This is a genomic window from Pseudomonas granadensis (assembly GCF_900105485.1).
Taxonomy (GTDB): domain Bacteria; phylum Pseudomonadota; class Gammaproteobacteria; order Pseudomonadales; family Pseudomonadaceae; genus Aquipseudomonas; species Aquipseudomonas granadensis.
In genome coordinates this window covers 2631501-2650101 of record NZ_LT629778.1, presented here as the reverse complement: position 1 = coordinate 2650101, position 18601 = coordinate 2631501, and the positions used below count along the sequence as shown (strand labels likewise).

At 60.9% G+C, this 18601-nt stretch carries 12 protein-coding genes and 1 pseudogene; 8 read left to right on the top strand and 5 right to left on the bottom strand.

Going from position 1 to position 18601, the window contains the following annotated elements:
- Window positions 1-71: 71 nt before the first annotated feature.
- The 4 genes from BLU52_RS11775 (at window position 72) to proP (ending at window position 6998) form a co-directional block, all read left to right on the top strand.
- Entirely contained in the window at window positions 72-974 is a 903-nt protein-coding gene (locus BLU52_RS11775) for a bestrophin family protein (protein WP_090283337.1), read from the top strand.
- Window positions 975-1303: 329 nt separating this feature from the next.
- Window positions 1304-3652 (top strand): glucose/quinate/shikimate family membrane-bound PQQ-dependent dehydrogenase, encoded by a 2349-nt coding sequence (locus tag BLU52_RS11770; RefSeq protein ID WP_408003560.1) that lies wholly within the window; start codon window positions 1304-1306, stop codon window positions 3650-3652.
- Window positions 3653-3737: 85 nt separating this feature from the next.
- The gene (locus BLU52_RS11765; RefSeq protein ID WP_090283335.1) at window positions 3738-5036 is read left to right on the top strand and encodes a carbohydrate porin; all 1299 of its coding nucleotides are present in this window, start codon (window positions 3738-3740) and stop codon (window positions 5034-5036) included.
- Between the two features lie 459 nt (window positions 5037-5495).
- Window positions 5496-6998, top strand: coding sequence for a glycine betaine/L-proline transporter ProP (gene proP, locus BLU52_RS11760; RefSeq protein WP_090283334.1), 1503 nt, complete (start codon window positions 5496-5498; stop codon window positions 6996-6998).
- A gap of 57 nt (window positions 6999-7055) precedes the next feature.
- Here the strand turns inward: proP and BLU52_RS11755 are convergent, their stop codons facing one another.
- On the bottom strand, window positions 7056-8177 hold the full coding sequence (locus tag BLU52_RS11755; protein ID WP_090283333.1) for an AI-2E family transporter: 1122 nt from the start codon (window positions 8175-8177) through the stop codon (window positions 7056-7058).
- Window positions 8178-8307: 130 nt separating this feature from the next.
- Between BLU52_RS11755 and BLU52_RS11750 the strand changes: the two are divergent.
- Window positions 8308-9584 (top strand): annotated as a pseudogene (locus BLU52_RS11750) (OmpP1/FadL family transporter).
- Between the two features lie 790 nt (window positions 9585-10374).
- Here BLU52_RS11750 and BLU52_RS11745 read toward each other — a convergent pair.
- The 3 genes from BLU52_RS11745 to BLU52_RS11735 are packed head-to-tail and all read right to left on the bottom strand — an operon-like array spanning window position 10375 to window position 13658.
- Entirely contained in the window at window positions 10375-11328 is a 954-nt protein-coding gene (locus BLU52_RS11745; RefSeq protein WP_090283332.1) for an HlyD family efflux transporter periplasmic adaptor subunit, read from the bottom strand.
- A gap of 4 nt (window positions 11329-11332) precedes the next feature.
- A complete protein-coding gene (locus BLU52_RS11740; RefSeq protein WP_090283331.1) occupies window positions 11333-11533 on the bottom strand; it encodes a DUF1656 domain-containing protein in 201 nt (66 codons plus the stop codon).
- The gene (locus tag BLU52_RS11735; protein WP_090283330.1) at window positions 11523-13658 is read right to left on the bottom strand and encodes an FUSC family protein; all 2136 of its coding nucleotides are present in this window, start codon (window positions 13656-13658) and stop codon (window positions 11523-11525) included. The genes BLU52_RS11740 and BLU52_RS11735 overlap by 11 nt, the downstream gene beginning before the upstream one ends.
- A gap of 171 nt (window positions 13659-13829) precedes the next feature.
- On the opposite strand from BLU52_RS11735, the gene BLU52_RS11730 reads away from it, so the two are divergent.
- The 3 genes from BLU52_RS11730 (at window position 13830) to BLU52_RS11720 (ending at window position 18178) form a co-directional block, all read left to right on the top strand.
- Window positions 13830-14885: a tetratricopeptide repeat protein gene (locus BLU52_RS11730; RefSeq protein WP_090283329.1), complete on the top strand. Its 1056-nt coding sequence runs from the start codon at window positions 13830-13832 to the stop codon at window positions 14883-14885.
- Window positions 14886-15008: 123 nt separating this feature from the next.
- Window positions 15009-16511: an ATPase domain-containing protein gene (locus BLU52_RS11725; protein ID WP_090283328.1), complete on the top strand. Its 1503-nt coding sequence runs from the start codon at window positions 15009-15011 to the stop codon at window positions 16509-16511.
- On the top strand, window positions 16508-18178 hold the full coding sequence (locus BLU52_RS11720; protein WP_090283327.1) for an ATP-binding protein: 1671 nt from the start codon (window positions 16508-16510) through the stop codon (window positions 18176-18178). The genes BLU52_RS11725 and BLU52_RS11720 overlap by 4 nt, the downstream gene beginning before the upstream one ends.
- Window positions 18179-18214: 36 nt before the next feature.
- Here BLU52_RS11720 and BLU52_RS11715 read toward each other — a convergent pair whose 3' ends face one another.
- Window positions 18215-18592 carry a response regulator gene (locus tag BLU52_RS11715; protein ID WP_039761562.1) on the bottom strand — a complete coding sequence of 126 codons (378 nt, stop codon included), beginning with the start codon at window positions 18590-18592 and terminating at the stop codon, window positions 18215-18217.
- Between the last annotated feature and the right edge of the window lie 9 nt (window positions 18593-18601).

Here is an 18601-nt window from a genome sequence, read left to right as displayed (position 1 = left end):
GACCTTTAGCGCAAAAACAGCGTCGGAGTTAAGGCGTCACTCCTGATCGCCAACGCTCACGAGGTTCCGGTTTGAAAGCTGCCATCGCCAAAAAGTACCGTCTGATCATCAAGACCCTCGGCTACGTGGGCTGGTCGCTGTTCTGGCTGTTGCTCTGGGACATCGCCGTCACCGTGGATTTCATGCTGTTTCTCAACGCGAAGTTGAACCTGCCGTTGATGCCCCTGACGTTGCTCGGTTCGGCGCTGGTGGTGCTGATCAGTTTCCGTAACAGCAGCGCCTATAACCGTTGGTGGGAGGCGCGCACGCTGTGGGGCTCGATGATCAACAACTCACGCAGCTTCGCCCGTCAGGTGCTGACGTTGATCGACGATGGCGGCCGTGAGGTCAATCCGGTCAAGTCGACGTTGTTGCGCCGTCACGTCGCCTACGTCAATTGCCTCGCCGCGCACCTGCAAGGGTTGCCTTGCCCCGATGAGGTCCGCGCGTTCATTCCGGCTGATGAATTTGCCCGCAGCGGCACCACCAACAACTTCGCCAACGACATTCTCACCGGCTCGGCGGCGTTGCTCGCTCGTGAGTACAAGGCCGGGCGCCTGGACAGCATTCGTCTGGCGCGGCTGGAGTCGACACTGGTGGATCTGTCCAATAGCCAGGGCGGCATGGAGCGGATTGCCAATACGCCACTGCCCTACCCTTATGTGTATTTTCCGCGGCTGTTCATTTCGCTGTTCTGCCTGATCGTGCCGGTCGGGCTGGTCGAATCGCTGGGCTGGTTCACGCCGCTGGCCTCGACGGTGGTCGGCTTCATGCTGTTGGCCATCGAACGCATCGGCACCGACCTGCAGAGCCCGTTTCGCCACAGCGAACACCAGATTCAAATGGAAGCGCTGTGCGAAACCATCGAGAAAAACCTGCAGTCGATGCAGCGTGATTCGCTTGGCGATGTGCGCCGGATCGAAGAAAACGCCTGATCTCGCTCCCGTCGGCCGCGATGCGTCGACCAATCGAAAGCTGTTCATCCTCAACGCGGATGAGCAGCTTTTTTGCTTATGGCTGTCAGTAATTCCACCGACGCTGACACAACCGAGCTTTTCGCCCGTTGCCTCAGCGCGAAATCATCCCGCAACACACCGTTGACCGCGCGGCTGAATCGCGGGCTACGCTTTATCGTGAAAATTTGTGTTTTAACTAGGTAGTTACCTAACGATATACTGCACGCCTCATTTCAACGGGGACATTCAACGTGAAGCAGAGTCAACGCCTCTCAGGCATATCAAAGTTCATTCTCGTCGGGCTCGGCATGGTCATCGCCCTGCTCGGCCTGGCGCTTGCCGCAGGCGGCGTGAAGTTGGTCAGCCTGGGAGGGTCGTGGTACTTCCTGATCGGCGGATTGGTGATGGCGGCTTCCGGCCTGCTGATCGCGCGCTGCAAAACTGTTGGCGCCTGGCTGTTTGCAGCGTTCCTCGTCGGCACCGCAATCTGGGCGGTGAGCGATGCCGGGCTGGTGTTCTGGCCGGTGTTCTCGCGACTGTTCATGTTCAGCGTAATCGGTCTAGTCGTGGCGCTGGTCTATCCCCTGCTCACGCGTGCCAACGGTGAAGTTGCCGGTCGCGGCGCTTATGCCGTTGCCGCCGTGTTGGCGGTGGGCGTGGCCGTGGCGGGCGGCAACATGTTCGTCGCCCACCCGACCGTTGCCGACACCGGCGCCGGCCCGGGCCTGACCCCGGTCGAGCCGGCCAAGGCGCAGAAAGACTGGGCGCACTACGGCAATACCGAAGGTGGCAGCCGCTTTGCTGCGCTGGACCAGATTAACCGCAACAACGTCGACAAGCTCAAAGTCGCGTGGACCTACCACACCGGCGACGTCGCCGAAAGCGATGGCAATGGCGCTGAGGACCAGCTCACCCCGTTGCAGGTCGGCAACAAGGTGTTCATCTGCACCCCGCACAATAACCTGATCGCACTGGACGCCGACACCGGCAAGGAAATCTGGAAAAACCAGATCAACGCCCAGTCGAAAGTCTGGCAGCGTTGCCGTGGCATGGCGTATTTCGATCGCACCGCGACCATCGTGCAGCCAGCCAATTCGCCGATCATCGAATCCAGACCTGAACCGGCTGCCAATTGCCAGCGCCGTCTGCTGACCAACACCATCGATGCCCGCCTGATTGCCGTCGATGCCGACACTGGCGAGTTCTGCCAGGGTTTCGGCACCAACGGTCAGGTCGATCTCAAGGCCGGTCTGGGTGATGTGCCGGACAGCTACTATCAGTTGTCGTCCGCGCCGTTGATGGCTGGCACCACCGTTGTAGTGGGTGGTCGCGTCGCTGACAACGTGCAAAGCGACATGCCCGGCGGCGTGATTCGTGGTTTTGACGTGATTACCGGCGCCATGCGCTGGGCGTTCGACCCGGGCAATCCACAGGATCGCGAAGCTCCGGCCGACGGTAGCACCTACGTGCGCAGCACGCCGAACAGCTGGGCACCGATGTCCTACGACCCGGCCACCAACACCGTGTTCCTGCCGATGGGCAGTTCGTCCACCGACATCTACGGTGTCGAGCGCAGTGAACTGGACCACAAGTACGGCGCGTCGATCCTCGCCCTGGACGCAAGCACCGGTGAAGAGCGTTGGGTGTACCAGACCGTGCACAACGATCTCTGGGACTTCGACCTGCCGATGCAGCCGAGCCTGATCGACTTCGACAAGGACGGCAAAAGCATTCCGGCGCTGGTCATCGGCACCAAGGCCGGGCAGATCTACGTGCTCGACCGTGCCACCGGCAAACCGCTGACCGAGGTCAAGGACGTGCCGGTCAAAGCGGCGAACATTCCTAACGAGCCGTACTCGCCAACCCAGCCAAAATCGGTGGGCATGCCGCAGATCGGTGCGCAACACCTGACCGAGTCGGACATGTGGGGCGCCACGCCTTACGATCAGTTGCTCTGCCGCATCGACTTCAAGGGCATGCGCTACGACGGTTTGTACACCGCGCCGGGTACCGACAAATCGCTGAGCTTCCCGGGTTCGCTGGGTGGCATGAACTGGGGCAGCATTTCCACCGACCCGGTGCACGGTTTCATCTTCGTCAACGACATGCGCCTGGGCCTGTGGATTCAGATGATCCCGTCGCAGAACAAGGGTCAGGCCGCTGGCGGTGGTGAAGCGCTCAACACCGGTATGGGCGCGGTACCGCTCAAAGGCACGCCGTACGCGGTGAACAAAAACCGCTTCCTGTCGGTGGCCGGCATTCCGTGCCAGGCGCCGCCGTTCGGCACCCTGACCGCAATCGACATGAAGACCCAGAAAGTCGCCTGGCAGGTGCCGGTCGGCACCGTTGAAGACACAGGTCCGCTGGGCATCCGCATGCACTTGCCGATCAAGATCGGTCTGCCAACCCTCGGCGGCACGCTGTCGACTCAGGGCGGCCTGATCTTCATCGCCGGTACTCAGGACTTTTACCTGCGCGCCTTCAACAGCGGCAACGGTGAGGAGGTCTGGAAAGCGCGTCTGCCGGTCGGCAGCCAGGGCGGCCCGATGACCTACGTTTCGCCGAAAACCGGCAAGCAGTACATCGTCGTCACCGCCGGTGGCGCGCGTCAGTCGACCGATCGTGGCGACTACGTGATGGCCTATGCGTTGCCGTAACCCACGGCGTCGACGTTGAGCGCGGCACCTTCGGGTGCCGCGTTGCTTTTCCCCTATCGCTCAAGTTTTCAGCAGGAAGATTCAGATGTTTTTGGCTGTTGGCTTTTCCCGTTCCACGCTGTTCCAGGGCCTGTTGCTGGGCCTCACCTGCACCGCTGCCCTCCCCGCATTCGCCGCTGACGATTCCGATCTGTTGACCCGCAGCACCCTCACCGGTGACTGGGGTGGCCTGCGCCATCAACTCGACGAAGACGGTATCAAGTTCACCGGCGACTACAGCGGCGAAACCGCTTACAACGCCGACGGTGGTCTGCATCGCTCGGCGCGTTACTCGCAGAACATCAAACTCGGTGTGCAGTTCGACCTGAGCAAACTCTACGGCGTCGACAATGCCGGCAAGGTCCAGCTGACCATCAATGATCGACGCGGCAACAGCGCCTCGGAAGATCTGGTCGGCAACCGTTTGCCGATTCAGGAAAACTACGGTGGCCTGTACACGCGCCTGACCGAACTGAGTTACGAGCACAGCCTGTTCACCCCGGCGCTTAACGTCAAACTCGGTTACATGGCCATGGGCAATGACCTCGGCGGCCTCGACAGCGGCATCCTTTGTAACTTCATGAACGCCGGTTTCTGCGGTCACCCGTTGAACATGTCCGGAGGCAGCGGCTGGGCCAACTACCCCAACGCGCACCTGGGCGTACGGGTCAAATACGACTTGTCGTCAGCGTGGCAACTGCGCGTCGCCGCCTTCAATGTCGACCCGTCGAGCAACGGCAACTCCAGCCGCGCCTGGCACCTGGGCCCAAAACACACCACCGGCACCGTGGTGCCGATCGAACTGGTCTATAAACACGCCGGCGCACTCCCGGGCGAGTACAAGGTCGGTTATTACTACGACAGCTCCGACGTCAAACGCATCGGCAGCGACGACGAAGTTTCCGGGCGTGGCGGGCATTACCTGCTGATCGATCAGGCCGTTTGGCGCTCACAGTCCGCGGAAGGTCGCAGCCTGCACGCCTTCGGCCAGTATTCCGCCGCCAGCGCAGCCGCCTCGCCGTTCAGCAAGTGGTACGGCACCGGCGTGGTTCTGTACAAACCGTTCGAAGGGCGCCCGCGCGACACCCTCGCCCTCGGCTACGGCCGCGCCGTGCCCAACCCGCGCAGCCGCGACGTGCAGCAGGACGCTGCGCTCGCCAATGGCACCGCCTTCCCCAACCTCGACAGCGCCGAGCAATTGATTGAACTCGGCTACGGTTATCAGGCCACACCGTGGCTGACGCTACGACCGAACATGCAGTACATCATCGAACCGGGCGCGTTTTCCGGGCAGGACATCGACAATGCGTTGGTGTTTGGCTTGCAGGTGAAGGCTGCGCTGTAAGTCTTGTAGCGGCTGTACCGCCGCTATCGCGAGCAGGCTCGCACACAGGGGTCGTGGCGTACGCACAATCGCGGCTGGACACAAAACCCTGTGGGAGCCAGCCTGCTGGCGATGACGGTGGGTCAGATGAAAGGGTTGTGACTGACAGACCGCTATCGCGAGCAGGCTCACTCCTACAGGGGTCGTGGCGTACGCACAATCGCGGCTGGACGCAAAACCCTGTGGGAGCCAGCCTGCTGGCGATGGCGGTGGGTCGGTCGAAAGGGTTGTGACTGACAGACCGCTATCGCGAGCAGGCTCACTCCTACAGGGTGCGGTGCCGCGCCGCGCACCTGTCGAAATTAATTCCCGCCATCGGTGAATTATTTCGTGTCCGCATGTATCTGAGCCAGAAGAGCCGGCGCCATCATGAAGATGGCATCGCAGCGGTCATCTGAATCAGCGAGCGGGAACATCGCAATGAAACCACGCAAGAAAACCGTCAAACCGATCGGTTTGAAAGACATCACCATTGTCGACGACGCCAAGATGCGCAAGGCGATCACCGCCGCCGCGCTGGGCAACGCCATGGAATGGTTCGACTTCGGTGTGTACGGCTTCGTCGCCTATGTGCTCGGCAAAGTGTTCTTCCCCGGCGCCGACCCTGGCGTACAAATGATCGCAGCACTCGCCACCTTCTCCGTACCGTTTCTGATCCGGCCGTTGGGCGGCTTGTTCTTCGGCGCGCTGGGCGACAAATACGGGCGGCAGAAGGTCCTCGCCGCGACCATCGTGATCATGTCGTTGAGCACCTTCGCCATCGGCCTGATCCCCTCCTACGCCTCCATCGGCATCTGGGCGCCGATTCTGCTGTTGCTGGCGAAAATGGCTCAGGGTTTCTCGGTGGGTGGCGAATACACCGGTGCGTCGATCTTCGTCGCCGAGTACGCGCCGGATCGCAAACGCGGCTTTCTTGGCAGTTGGCTGGACTTCGGCTCGATTGCCGGGTTCGTTTTTGGCGCGGGTGTCGTGGTGTTGATCTCGACCATTCTCGGCGAGCAGCGCTTCGAGGAATGGGGCTGGCGCATTCCGTTTTTCCTCGCCCTGCCGCTGGGCATGATCGGTCTGTATTTGCGTCACGCCCTCGAAGAAACCCCAGCGTTTCAGCAGCACGTGGAAAAACTCGAACAAGGCGACCGCGAAGGTCTGGCCGCCGGCCCGAAAGTCTCGTTCAAGGAAGTGGCGACCAAGCACTGGCGCAGCCTGATGACCTGCATTGGCGTGGTCGCGGCGACCAACGTCACCTATTACATGCTGCTGACCTACATGCCGAGTTACCTCACGCACAACCTGCACTACAGCGAAAACCACGGCGTGTTGATCATCATCGCGATCATGGTCGGCATGCTGTTCGTGCAGCCGTTGATCGGCTTCATCAGCGACAAGATCGGCCGTAAGCCGTTTATCGTGGTCGGCAGCATCGGCCTGTTCATCTTCGCCATTCCGGCGTTCATGCTGATCAACAGCGGCAGCATCGGGCTGATCTTTTCCGGTCTGCTGATTCTCGCCGTGCTGCTGAACTTCTTCATTGGCGTAATGGCCTCGACGCTGCCGGCGATGTTTCCTACACATATCCGTTACAGCGCGCTGGCCAGCGCCTTCAACGTCTCGGTGCTGATCGCCGGTCTGACCCCGACGGCCGTCGCCTGGCTGGTGGAGAGCACGAACGACCTGTACATGCCGGCGTATTACCTGATGGTCATCGCCGTAGTCGGTCTGGTCACCGGCGTGACGATGAAGGAAACCGCCAACAAGCCACTGCGCGGTGCAGCGCCTGCGGCTTCGGACCTCGAAGAAGCCAAGGAACTGCTGCAAGAGCACCACGACAACATCGAGCAGAAGATCGAAGACATTGACGCCGAAATCGCCACGCTGCAAGCCAAGCGCAATGAGCTGGCGCAGCAGCATCCGCGTATCGATTGAGGCGAAACCTCAGCATGAAAGTCCGCCCGTTGTGGCGGACTTGTTTATGCGTCGAGGTTAAATGTCACGGCCGATTTCGTTGCCCGAATCCTCCAGAACATCAGTCACATTGGCCGGTTGATAGACCCAACCGATGAATAACTCATACCCCACCGCCAGAATCACCGGCCCGGTAAACAGCCCGATGATGCCGCTGGTGACCATGCCGCCGAGCGCGCCGATCAGCACCACCGGCATCGGCACAGCGACGCCGCGTCCCAACAGCATCGGTTTGAGCACGTTATCGGACAGCCCGGCGATGACCATCCACACCGCGAAGATGATCGTCCCGGCGCCCACCCCGTCGTGGGCGAAGACGTAAATCACCACGGGCACGGTGATCAGCAGCACCGGTAACTGGGTAATGCCCAGCAACAACACCAGCAAGGCAAGAATGCCGGCGGCGGGCACGCCCATGATCACCAGCGCGACGCCGATCAACAGCATCTGAATGAACGCAATGCCGACCACGCCCTGCGCCACGGCGCGGATGGTGGCGGTACACAGTTCGGCAATCTGCGGGCCGCGCAACGGCCCGGAAATCCGCGTGGTGATCGCCACGGCGGTGCGGTGGCCACGCGTGCCGTGGGTCATGATCAGCCCCGCGACGATCAGCGCAATCACAAACACCACGATCCCGGCACCGACACCCGCGGCCTGATGCAGGACCACTTTGCTCCAGTCCTTGAGGTGTGGCGCCAGTTCCTGAAATGTCCAGCTCAGGTCCTGCGAGGCGTGCATCCAGACGCCATACAACGGCGCGCCGATCAGCGGCCAGGCCTCGACGCTGGCCGGTGGCGGTGGAATCTCGAACTGCCCGGCTTCGATTGTGTGCATGCCGTCCTTGACCGAATCGGCAATCGAGGCGCCGAGCAGGCTCAACGGCAACATAAGAATCGCCAGCCCCAGCAGCACCAGAATGATCGCCGCCCAGCCGTAGCGATTGCCCAGCTTCGCGCCGAGTTTCTGGTTCAACGGATACAGGGTGACCGCAAGAATCAGCGCCCACAGCATCACATTCAGAAACGGATGAAAGATGTCGTAGCAGAACAACACCAGCACGGTGATCAACCCCGCGCGGATGAGCACGTCCAGCAGCGCGCGGGAACTGTTGAAAGTCAGCAGCGGTTTGTCGTCCATTCAGGCTCTCCTGCCCGGTTCCGTTGAACCGCTGTGAGCGTAGTTCACGAACCACAGCTCGTCTCGACTGGTGCCCGAGCCGATTCGCGACTAAACCTGAAGGCTGATCTTCATTGAAAAGGATCCAGGGATGAAAACCACGCAATCACTGATCATCCTCGCGCTGGCCGGAGCCGGCAGTCAGGCACTCGCTGGCGGGATCGATTTGTACGAGGCGGGCCAGGAAGGCGCGGGGCTGGCGAATGCCGGCTCGGCGGCGCTGGCGACTGATCCGAGCGTGCTGATGAGCAACCCGGCCGGCATCACCGAGCTGAAGGGCACGCAGGTCACCCTGACCGGTCAGGCGATATTCGGTGGTCTGGGCTTTGATCGCGACAGCGACAACGATTTCGGCGGCAACGAAGGCGGCAACCCACTGCCGATCCTGCCGGGCAGCAGTTTTTTTATCAGCCATGAACTCAATGACCGCGCCAGTATCGGCTTCGGCATGTACGGCAACTTCGGCCTGAGCGTCAAATATGACGACGACTGGGCCGGGCGCTATTTCTCTCAGGAATCGACGCTGATCGGCATCTCGATGCAGCCGACCTTCGCCTATAAGTTCACCGATGACCTGTCAGTGGGCATAGGCCCGCGTCTGGTCTACGGCTACTACTACACCAAGATGGCCATCGACAATAACGCCTTCCTGCCCGGCGACCCGTTCCAGCAGGATGGCCGCTTGCAATACAAGGACACCGACGTCGGCACCGGGGTCAACTTGGGCGTGCGCTATCAACTGAACGAGCGCACCACGCTCGGCCTGGCGTACACCAGCAAGGTGAAAATGGAGTTCAAGGATTCGCCGTCAGTCCATGGTGTACGCAACCCGCTGCTCAATCTCGCCTTATCGAGGCTGGACGTCGACAAGCTGGAAATCGACATGAACATCCCGCAGACCGCGACCCTGAGTATCGCCCATCAGTTAAACGAACAATGGACGCTGCTCAGCTCGGTGAACTGGCAGGACTGGAGCGAATTTGCCGACATCGGCGTCTCGGTAGATTCCGCCGCCGGCAACGTGTCCCGCGCCGTCGACCGCAAATATCAGGATACCTGGCACCTGTCAGTGGGGGCACAAAACCAGATCAGCCCGAAACTGCGCTGGAACATGGCCTGGGCTACGACAGCTCCGCCGTCAAAGACAAGGACCGCACCGTCGACAACCCGATGAACGACGCCTGGCGCCTGGCGACCGGCCTGAGCTACCAACTCGCCGAAGACACCGACCTCAACCTCAATTACACCCTGGTCTGGCTCGGCGACATGGATGTGCAACAGACCAAGCGCAACGGCCAGACATTGTCCGGTAGTTATCCGAACAGTGCGCTGCACATTCTTGGAGGTGGGGTGACCTGGCGTTTCTGATTTTGGCGTCCCAAACTTGTCGAACCCTGTTGGCGCGTGCTCAGCCTGTGGGAGCCAGCCTGCTGGCGATGGCGGTGATGCAGGCAATGATGTGTTGGTTGTGCTGGCCCAATCGCTTGCAGGCAAGCTCCCACAGGGATCGGGTGCAACCATCAGGCCGAGTGTTAGCTCGCCTGCTTTTGATTTTGATCACCGGCGGCATTGAAGGGCTGAAAGCTGAAAGCTGAAATCAAAAGCCCCTCACCCTAGCCCCCCGGAGGGAGAGGGGACTGACCGTGGGGGATGCGAGAGCTGCTACGACAGAACTACCGAGTTGTACGCAAATTTCGAAGCCAACGCAGATCGGCCCCCTCTCCAAGGGGAGAGGGCTGGGCGGGCGGCGTTCCGATGAGGGGTAAATCCACCGTAAATCCAAAGCCATGCGGCGCTTCTCACCACTCAACAATGAGCGCCAGCTCGAGTGCTTTTGATCTTGATCTTGCCTAACCGGCGACATCGGAAGGCTGAGCGGAGGGATTGATCCGGGCGTGGGAGCGCAGCGACCGTCTGGCGCAGCCAGACACAGCGGAAGGAGGTGCAGCGAAGCAAACCGTAGCCGCTGCGCCCGGATCGATCCCGCAGCGAAGGGACCCGAGCTTGCGAGGGCCGAACGTAGGAGCAAGCCTTTTCGGTTACCTTTTTGCTGGGCCGGCACTCCGGCGTTTGAAAAAGGTGACCCGCCGTAAGGGCGGAACCCTAAGCCGCCGTTACCGCAGCAACGGATATGTACCCAAAAGCAAGCTGCCCTCGCCTAAAAACCACGATCCTCAAGCACCGTCACAGTAGCAGTGGTACCCGCACGCAAGCGGTTCTTCCCGGCATAGTCGCCGTCAATCTCGATCCGCACTGGCACCCGCTGCGCCAGTTTCACCCAAGTATAACTCGGATTGATGTTAGCCAGCAGCCGACTACCCGGCGCGTTTTCCCGGTCGGCAATGGCGAAGGCAATGCTCTGCACCGTCCCGCCAAAGGTCTCCCCGCTCATCAATTGCACACGGACCCGATTACCCTCGCTGATGCGCGGCAGTTTGGTTTCTTCGAAGTAACCACTGATATAGAACGAATCACTGTCGACCAGCGCCATCAAGGCGCCACCCGCTGTCGCATAGTCACCCTGACGGGTCAGCAGATTGGTGACGTAGCCACTGACCGGCGACTCGACGCGGGTACGCTGCAGATCAAGTTCGGCCTGGGTCAGCGCGGCAACCGCCAACTGCACATTGGCCTCGGCCAGCCCGAGATTGGCCTGGTTACGCAACAGGTCCGCCTGGGCCACCGCGACATCGGTGCTGGATTTTTCCCACTCTTCGCCGGAAATCGCAAAACCCTGCTTGAGCTTGCGCCGCCGACGCTCCTCGCTCTGGCGTTGCTTGAGCAAGGCTTCGCTGGCAACGATGGCCGCTTGCGACTGACCCAGCGACGCCCGGGCGACCTCCACCGAGCGCCGCGCATGCTCTACCGCCAGGCGATAGCGCGCCGGATCGATCTCCATCAACAGCTGCCCCTTGTCGACGTGCTGGTTGTCCTGCACCGCCAGGCTGACGATGCGCCCGGAAACATCCGCCGACAGCGACACCACATCCGCCCTCACCCGTGCATCCCGTGTCCACGGTGCACGGGTGTAATACTCCCAGGCAAACCAGCCCAGCACGATGGCCAACACCACCACCGCCAACGTGACCAACCGCGCGAATAACACTTTCAAGGCATCAGGCTCCCATCAACAAAATCAGCGTCGCGCAAACACACGCATACAAGGCGCCCTCAAACAGCGCTTCATGCCAGACCAGGCGCAGCACGCCGAGGCGGCGCAACCACCAGTCCAGTACCAGAAATATCGGTATGGCCAACAACAGCGCCTGGGCAATGGGCGGCAGGTACACGCCGCCAATCTCGAAATCAATGGGCAAGGGCCGGTTCTCCTTCCGGAATCGAGCGTTCGATGAACTCACCGTGACGCTGCAGGAATGACACGACGATCAGCAGGGCCACACGCATGCGGAATACCGACCACAAATGTTCGTGGCTGGCGACGTGCAGATCGTCCAGTTCGTCGCCCAAGGCACGCAGTGTCGTCAACAATGGCGCCAGTTGCACATCCGCGCGCCCGGCGACAAAACGCCCGGCCTTGCGCAGTGCAGATGCCAGATGCTGACTGAATACCTCACTGAGCAACGCATTGTTTTGCGCCTGCTGCCGCAACTGCTGCATCGCCACACCCAGTGCGACGCACGCCAGGCTGACTTCATAGAGTTGTTGCATGGCCCGACTGTTCGCCGCCGGTAGCAGGCCGAGCATGCTGGTCAGCCGGTCGACCATGCGACTTTCGAAGGCAAATTGCTCTGCGTCGGTTGCTGGAGTTTTGCTTAGCGTATACACCTGCTCGCGCGCTTCGTTATACAAGCGGCGCAAGCGCAATGCCGGGCGGAACGGGAAGATCCACGCATAAACCAACAGCGCGAGCATCGCCGCACTGACGTAGGCACCAGCGAATTCGAACCATTGAATGGCCGTGTTCTGCCCGGTGCCGGCGTTTTGCGGACCGATCATCAGAAAGCTCGACAGCCCCAGGCCCATTGCAATCCCCGTGGTCGCCGGGTTCGCCAGCCCGATCGCGATCACATACAGCAGTGGCGCAAGCAGCAAGGCCAGCGGTTCAAAATCACTGATCGCCGGCACCAGCATGAATTGATACAGCGCCGAGACCACCAGCGCCAGTCCGAGGCCGCGGGCGTAACTCTGCGCGGCCATCAGTGGACGTGGAAATGTCGCCATCAACGAACAGAGAATCCCCACCAGAATCATCCCGCCACGCGCGCCGTCCCAGGCGGTTTCGATCCAGATCAACCCGGCCATCAGCAGCGCCGTAAAAGCACGGATCGCATTCATCGACGCCAGGGTGAAATCCAGATGCAGCGGGCTGACCTGACCGCGAAAGAGCACGCTGGCCTCCCGTCCCTCCTGAATCGCATCGCTCAATTCGAGAATCTGTTCGAGTTGCTGCAACAGCCGCGCCTGCTCCCAACGTAACGCCCAGGCCAGCGAGCGCAGGGTCGCGCTCATGTTTTCGGTGAGTTGTTCGGCCTGATAAGCCAAGCCTTCGAATTGCTGCTGCAAGGTGACGAAACCATGCCGGCGCTCGCTGGACAACGAACGCCCCTGCTCCGCCAGCTCGTCGAGAAGAGCCAGTTCTTCGCTGCGCAGGCGTTGCACCTCCAGCGGCAGATCGCCCTCCCAGCGCTCGGTGAGCAGTTCTCGCTGATGGCGTAATGCAGTGAGTCGCGAAGTCAGCAGCATCAATTGATTGCCCAGCAGCAACACCAGATTGTTCGCACTGCGCAGGCGCGGCGCGTCGAAGTACAGATGTCGACGCAACCCCTCGAGCGCGCTGATTTCGCCGAGCAGTTGCTGCTGCCGACGCTGGAAGTCCGCCTCGCTTTCTTCGGTGCGCAGCACTGCCGCCGCATGACTGGCCGCCAGTTTGATTACCTGATCGACCTTGGTGAAATACCCCTTGGCCACGGCTTGCGGTCGCGCCGTCAACAGGCTGACCACGCACACGCACGCCACGGCCAGCAGGGTTTCGGTCACCCGAGTCACCGCCAGCAGGAATGTGCCGTCCGGATCGGGGATCGCCAGCAGCGCGACGACCACCGCGGTGTAACCACTGAGCACGAACGCTTGTGAACTGGTATAGCGCAGGAGCGTCCCACCGGCCGTGCACAGCGCCAGCCACAGCGCGAGCGTGGTGATAAAGGGCAAGGGCGCCTGGGGGAAAATCGCCATGATCAGCACTGCCACAGCCGCGCCAAGGGTCGTGCCGATGACCTGGCCGAAGCTGCGCGCCAGCGCCATCCCGGCCAATGGCTGACTGACGATGACCACCGCCATGATCGACCACTTGGGCTGGTCGAGGTCGAACACGAACGCCAGATACAGCGTCAGCAACCCCGCCACAATGGTGCGCAGGGCAAACAGCAGAACGGCCTGGCCGGGATGAATCACGGCCTTGAAGTAATTGAACAGGGCTTGCATGGGCACACTCATCAAAGCGACTTCTGCAAGCGTAGACACTGCATCGCCGGCTTGGTGCGCAACTGAGTCGACGCAGCTTGTAGGACGATTCACATGCATAGGGTTTGACTGATTGCCCGAGCTGACCGAAGCTTGCCGCTCTGCTCAACAACGCCTGTTTCGGAACCCCGCATGCCTCAGTCTCGCCGCTACCTGCTGATCAGCCTGGGCCTGGTGCTTGTCGTCGTTGTGGCCTGGTTGTCGCTGCGTAGCACCACCCCGGTGATACCCGATTCGATCAAACACGGTTACAGCGAAGCGCTGAACGCCGCCCGCACCGGCGAACCGGGGGCAGCGCGCCAGTTGTACCAGCAACTGGGCCGGCCGGACATCTCGGTGAAACGCCGCGTGTGGCTGCACGGCGAGCTGCCTAATTACCCGAGCCCCCAGGCGCTGAAACTGGCGGACACCGACCTGCAGAACGAAGCCCCGCAAGTACGCTTGGCCGCCATCAAGAGTGTGGTCGGGCTGGTCCCGGGCGGGCAACGCAGTCTGTTGGTAGGGCCGATGCTCGACGATGCGGACCAGGACGTGCGTTTTGCCGCCATCAACGCCCTCCTCGGCCTGACGCCTGACGAACTGGGGCTGTATTTTGCGCCGCTGCAGCAAGCCATCGATGGCTGGGAGCAGACCCTCAAGGCGCAACCGGAAACGGCCGCCAACTACGCGCAATTGGCGCGCCTGCACATTCACAACGCCGAATTCAAGCAAGCGCAAGTCGCCCTGGAAAACTCGTTGCGTCTGGAGCCGGGCAATCTGCCGGCGCTGGTCATGCAGATCGATGTCCTCGACCGTTTGGGCCAAAGCGACGCAGCCCGCCAATTGCTCGCTCAACAACTCAAGGCCCAGCCTGATTCAGCCTATTTGCAACACGCCCTGGGCTTGTGGTTGCTGCACCATGGCCAGCGTGAATACGCCCTGCTCGGTTTGTCCAAAGCCGTCGAACTGGAGCCGGACAACAAGGATTACCGCTACGACCTCGCCACCACCCTGCACAGCGCAGAAGAACTGGAGGCGGCGCAAAAGCAATTGCAGGAAATCGTCCAGCGCCATCCCGCCGACCGCAAGGCTCGGGTTCTGCTGATCAATTACTGGAAAGAAAGCGGCCAGCTGCAAAATGTGCAGATTCTGCTCGCGCAACTCGAACAGCTGAACCCGGACGATCCGGCGCTGCAGCAGGGTCTTTGAGCGTAAAAACCCGCAACATCCGCAAACAATAAGCGGAACTGCCATCACGGCTTAAGGTCAAGTTATTCAGGCCGACCCAATGCATCGATGGTCGCGCTTCCCTAAGTCATGAGAGGACATTATTTGTCTACTTCTAACGAGTTGATCAGTGCGAAAGCCGCTACCGGCATTACGGGCCTGGACGACATCCTGGCCGGTGGCTTGTCTCGCGGACATGTGTTTCTGCTGGAGGGTGAACCCGGAACCGGCAAAACCACGGTCGCTTTGCATTTTCTCCTGGCCGGCGCAAAAGCCGGCGAGCGCTCGTTGTATATCACGCTCTCGGAAACCGAGCGCGAGCTGCGCCAAGGCGCGCTGTCCCACGGCTGGACGCTTGACGACAACATCAAGATCTTCGAGCTGACGCCGCCGGAAAGCCTGCTTAACGCCGAGCACCAGCAAAGCCTGCTGTATTCCTCCGATCTGGAGCTGGGCGAAGCCACCAAGCAGATTTTCGAAGCGGTCGAGCGTTTCAAGCCGACTCGCGTGGTGCTCGACAGCCTGTCCGAAATCCGCTTGCTGGCACAAAGCTCTCTGCGCTATCGCCGGCAGATCCTGGCGATCAAACATTACTTCGTCCGCTATAACGCGACGGTGGTGCTGCTGGACGATCTCACCACCGAATCCCTTGATAAAACCGTGCACAGCGTTGCGCACGGGGTGATCCGCCTCGAAGAACTGACGCCCGCCTACGGTGCCGAGCGTCGACGCGTGCGCGTGGTCAAGTATCGCGGGCAGAAGTATCGCGGCGGTTTCCATGATTTCACCATCATGGGGGATGGCGTGCATGTGTTCCCGCGGCTAGTGGCAGCCGAGCATCGCGGCGAGTATGCGCGGTTGCAGCTGTCCAGCGGCATCGAGCAAATGGATGCGCTGCTTGGCGGCGGCATCGAAACCGGTTCCAGCACGCTGATACTCGGCCCTGCCGGTACCGGCAAGTCGCTGATCTCGATGATCTTCGCCGCCGCTGCTGTGCGTCGCGGCGAAAAAGCTGCGCTGTTCATCTTCGACGAAGAGCTGGGCCTGCTGCACGAGCGCATGAAGAACATCGGTATCAACCTCAAGGAGCTGCAGGCCACCGGCAATCTGCTGATCGAACAGGTGGACGCCGCCGAACTGTCGCCGGGCGAGTTTTCCCATCGCGTACGACGCTGTGTCGATGAGCTTGACATCAAGACTGTGGTGATCGACAGCATCAACGGTTACCAGGCCGCGATGCCGGAAGAGAATGCGCTGGTCCTGCACATGCACGAACTGTTGCTGTACCTGAACCGCAAGGGCGCGGCGACGTTCATGACGGTCGCCCAGCATGGCCTGGTCGGTGACATGCAAGCGCCGGTCGACATCACCTATCTGGCTGACACCGTGGTGCTGCTGCGTTATTTCGAAGCGCTGGGCAAGGTCCGCCGCGCGATTTCCATCATCAAGAAACGCACCGGCAGCCACGAATCGACCATTCGTGAATTCCGTATTTCGAAGGGCGGCATGACCATCGGTGAACCGCTGGAAGCCTTTCAGGGCGTGCTGCGTGGCGTCCCCACTTACCTCGGCGCGAACAATCCGCTGCTTCAGGAAGACAGCTTGTGAATCTCGAGGTGCCACTGGCCGAACGGGCGCTGATTCTGGCGCCCTTGGGTCGCGACAGTCAGATTGCGCTGAAGATTCTCAATGAGGCCGGTTACGGTGGCGTCGTCACCCCCGCTCTCGGTGAGTTGTGTACGCAGCTGGAATTGGGCGCAGGCTTATTGCTGGTCGCCGCCGAAGCCCTGCGCGGGCCGGAAATGGAAACACTGTTCGCCTGGCTGGAGCAGCAACCGGCGTGGTCGGATCTGCCGATCATTCTGTTGACCCACCACGGCGGACAGGAACAAGGCCCCTCGTCGCGGCTGAGCGATCTGCTTGGCAACGTGAGTTTCCTCGAGCGCCCTTTTCATCCCGTCACCCTGGTCAGTATGGTCTCGGCCGCACTGCGCGGGCGACGACGACAATATGAAGCGCGCGATCGCCTGATCGACCTGAGCGAGAGCGAACGGCGCCTGCAATCGACCCTCGAAACCCTTGAGCAGCAGGTCGAGGAGCGTACCGCGCAGCTGCGCCACAACGAAGAAGCCTTGCGCCAATCGCAGAAAATGGAAGCGGTCGGCCAGCTCACCGGTGGCATCGCGCACGACTTCAATAACATGCTCACCGGAATCATCGGCAGCCTCGAATTGATTCGGCGGCGCCTGGCTCGTGGGCGAACCGAGGATCTCGACAGCCTGATTGATCTGGGCGTGACCTCCGCCAACCGCGCCGCCGGCCTGACCCATCGTCTGCTGGCGTTTTCGCGTCGCCAGTCGCTGGATTCCAAAGCCGTACAAATGAACACCCTGGTGCTGTCGATGGGCGAGCTCTTGCAGCGCAGCCTCAATGAAAGCATTCAGCTGGAGATGCGTCTGGATGAAAACCTCTGGGTCGCCGAAGCAGATCCTAATCAATTGGAAAGCGCCCTGCTCAACCTGGTGATCAACGCCCGTGACGCCATGCCCGACGGCGGCAAACTGGTGGTCGAGACCAGCAATCAGGTGTTGCATCGCGATTTCACTGAGGCCTACAGCAATCTCGAGCCTGGCGATTACGTCATGCTCAGCGTCACCGATAACGGCTGCGGCATGCCGCAAAGTGTCATGAGCCGGGCGTTCGATCCTTTCTTCACCACCAAACCGATCGGCCAGGGCACAGGTCTTGGCCTGTCGATGATTTACGGGTTCAGTAAACAGTCGCGCGGCCACGTGTCGATCGACAGCGAAATCGATCAGGGCACCACGGTCAAACTCTACCTGCCGCGCTTTCGCGGCGAAGAACTGGTCAGCGACGATGCAGACGTTGAGCATGCTCCCGATGCGCTGGACGGCGAAACCGTGCTGATCGTTGAGGACGATCCAGCGGTTCGTGTGCTGGTCTGTGCGGTGCTCAGTGAGTTGGGTTATGCCTACGTAGAGGCTGGCGACGCCGACACCGCATTGCCGATTCTCAATTCGACGCAGCGCATCGACTTGCTGGTCAGCGATGTCGGTTTGCCGGGCATGAACGGCCGGCAACTGGCAGAGGTCGGTCGCCAATACCGGCCCGGTCTGAAGGTGCTGTTCATCACCGGCTACGCCGAGCACGCCGCCGTGCGCGGCGGATTCCTCGATTCCGGCATGCAGATGATCACCAAGCCGTTCACCTTCGATCTGCTCACCGCCAAGGTGCGCGAGATGATCAAGAACTGACTGGCAATCCATGGCCTGCGCAAGCGGGCCGGGCAGTCAGGCCAGCAATTCCTGAATCTTTTCCTGCAGCACGTCCAGATCGAAGGGTTTCTCCAAAATGGGAGCCTTGTTGGTGATCGGGCTACCGGTCTCGCGGATTTCCTGCGGATAACCACTGATGAAGATCACTTTCAGATCCGGGCGCAGTTTTACGGCGGGTTCTGCGATCTGCACGCCGGAAATTCCGCCCGGCAAACGAAAATCAGTGATCAACATGTCCAAGTGCGGCTTGCTCGCCAGAATCTCGAACGCCTGTTCTCCGTTTTCAGCCTGCAACACGCGATAGCCCTGCCCCGACAGATAATCCGTCAGAACCATCAAGATAACCGGTTCGTCTTCGACGACGAGTACTACATCTTGTGCATCTACGCTCATGGGAAGCCT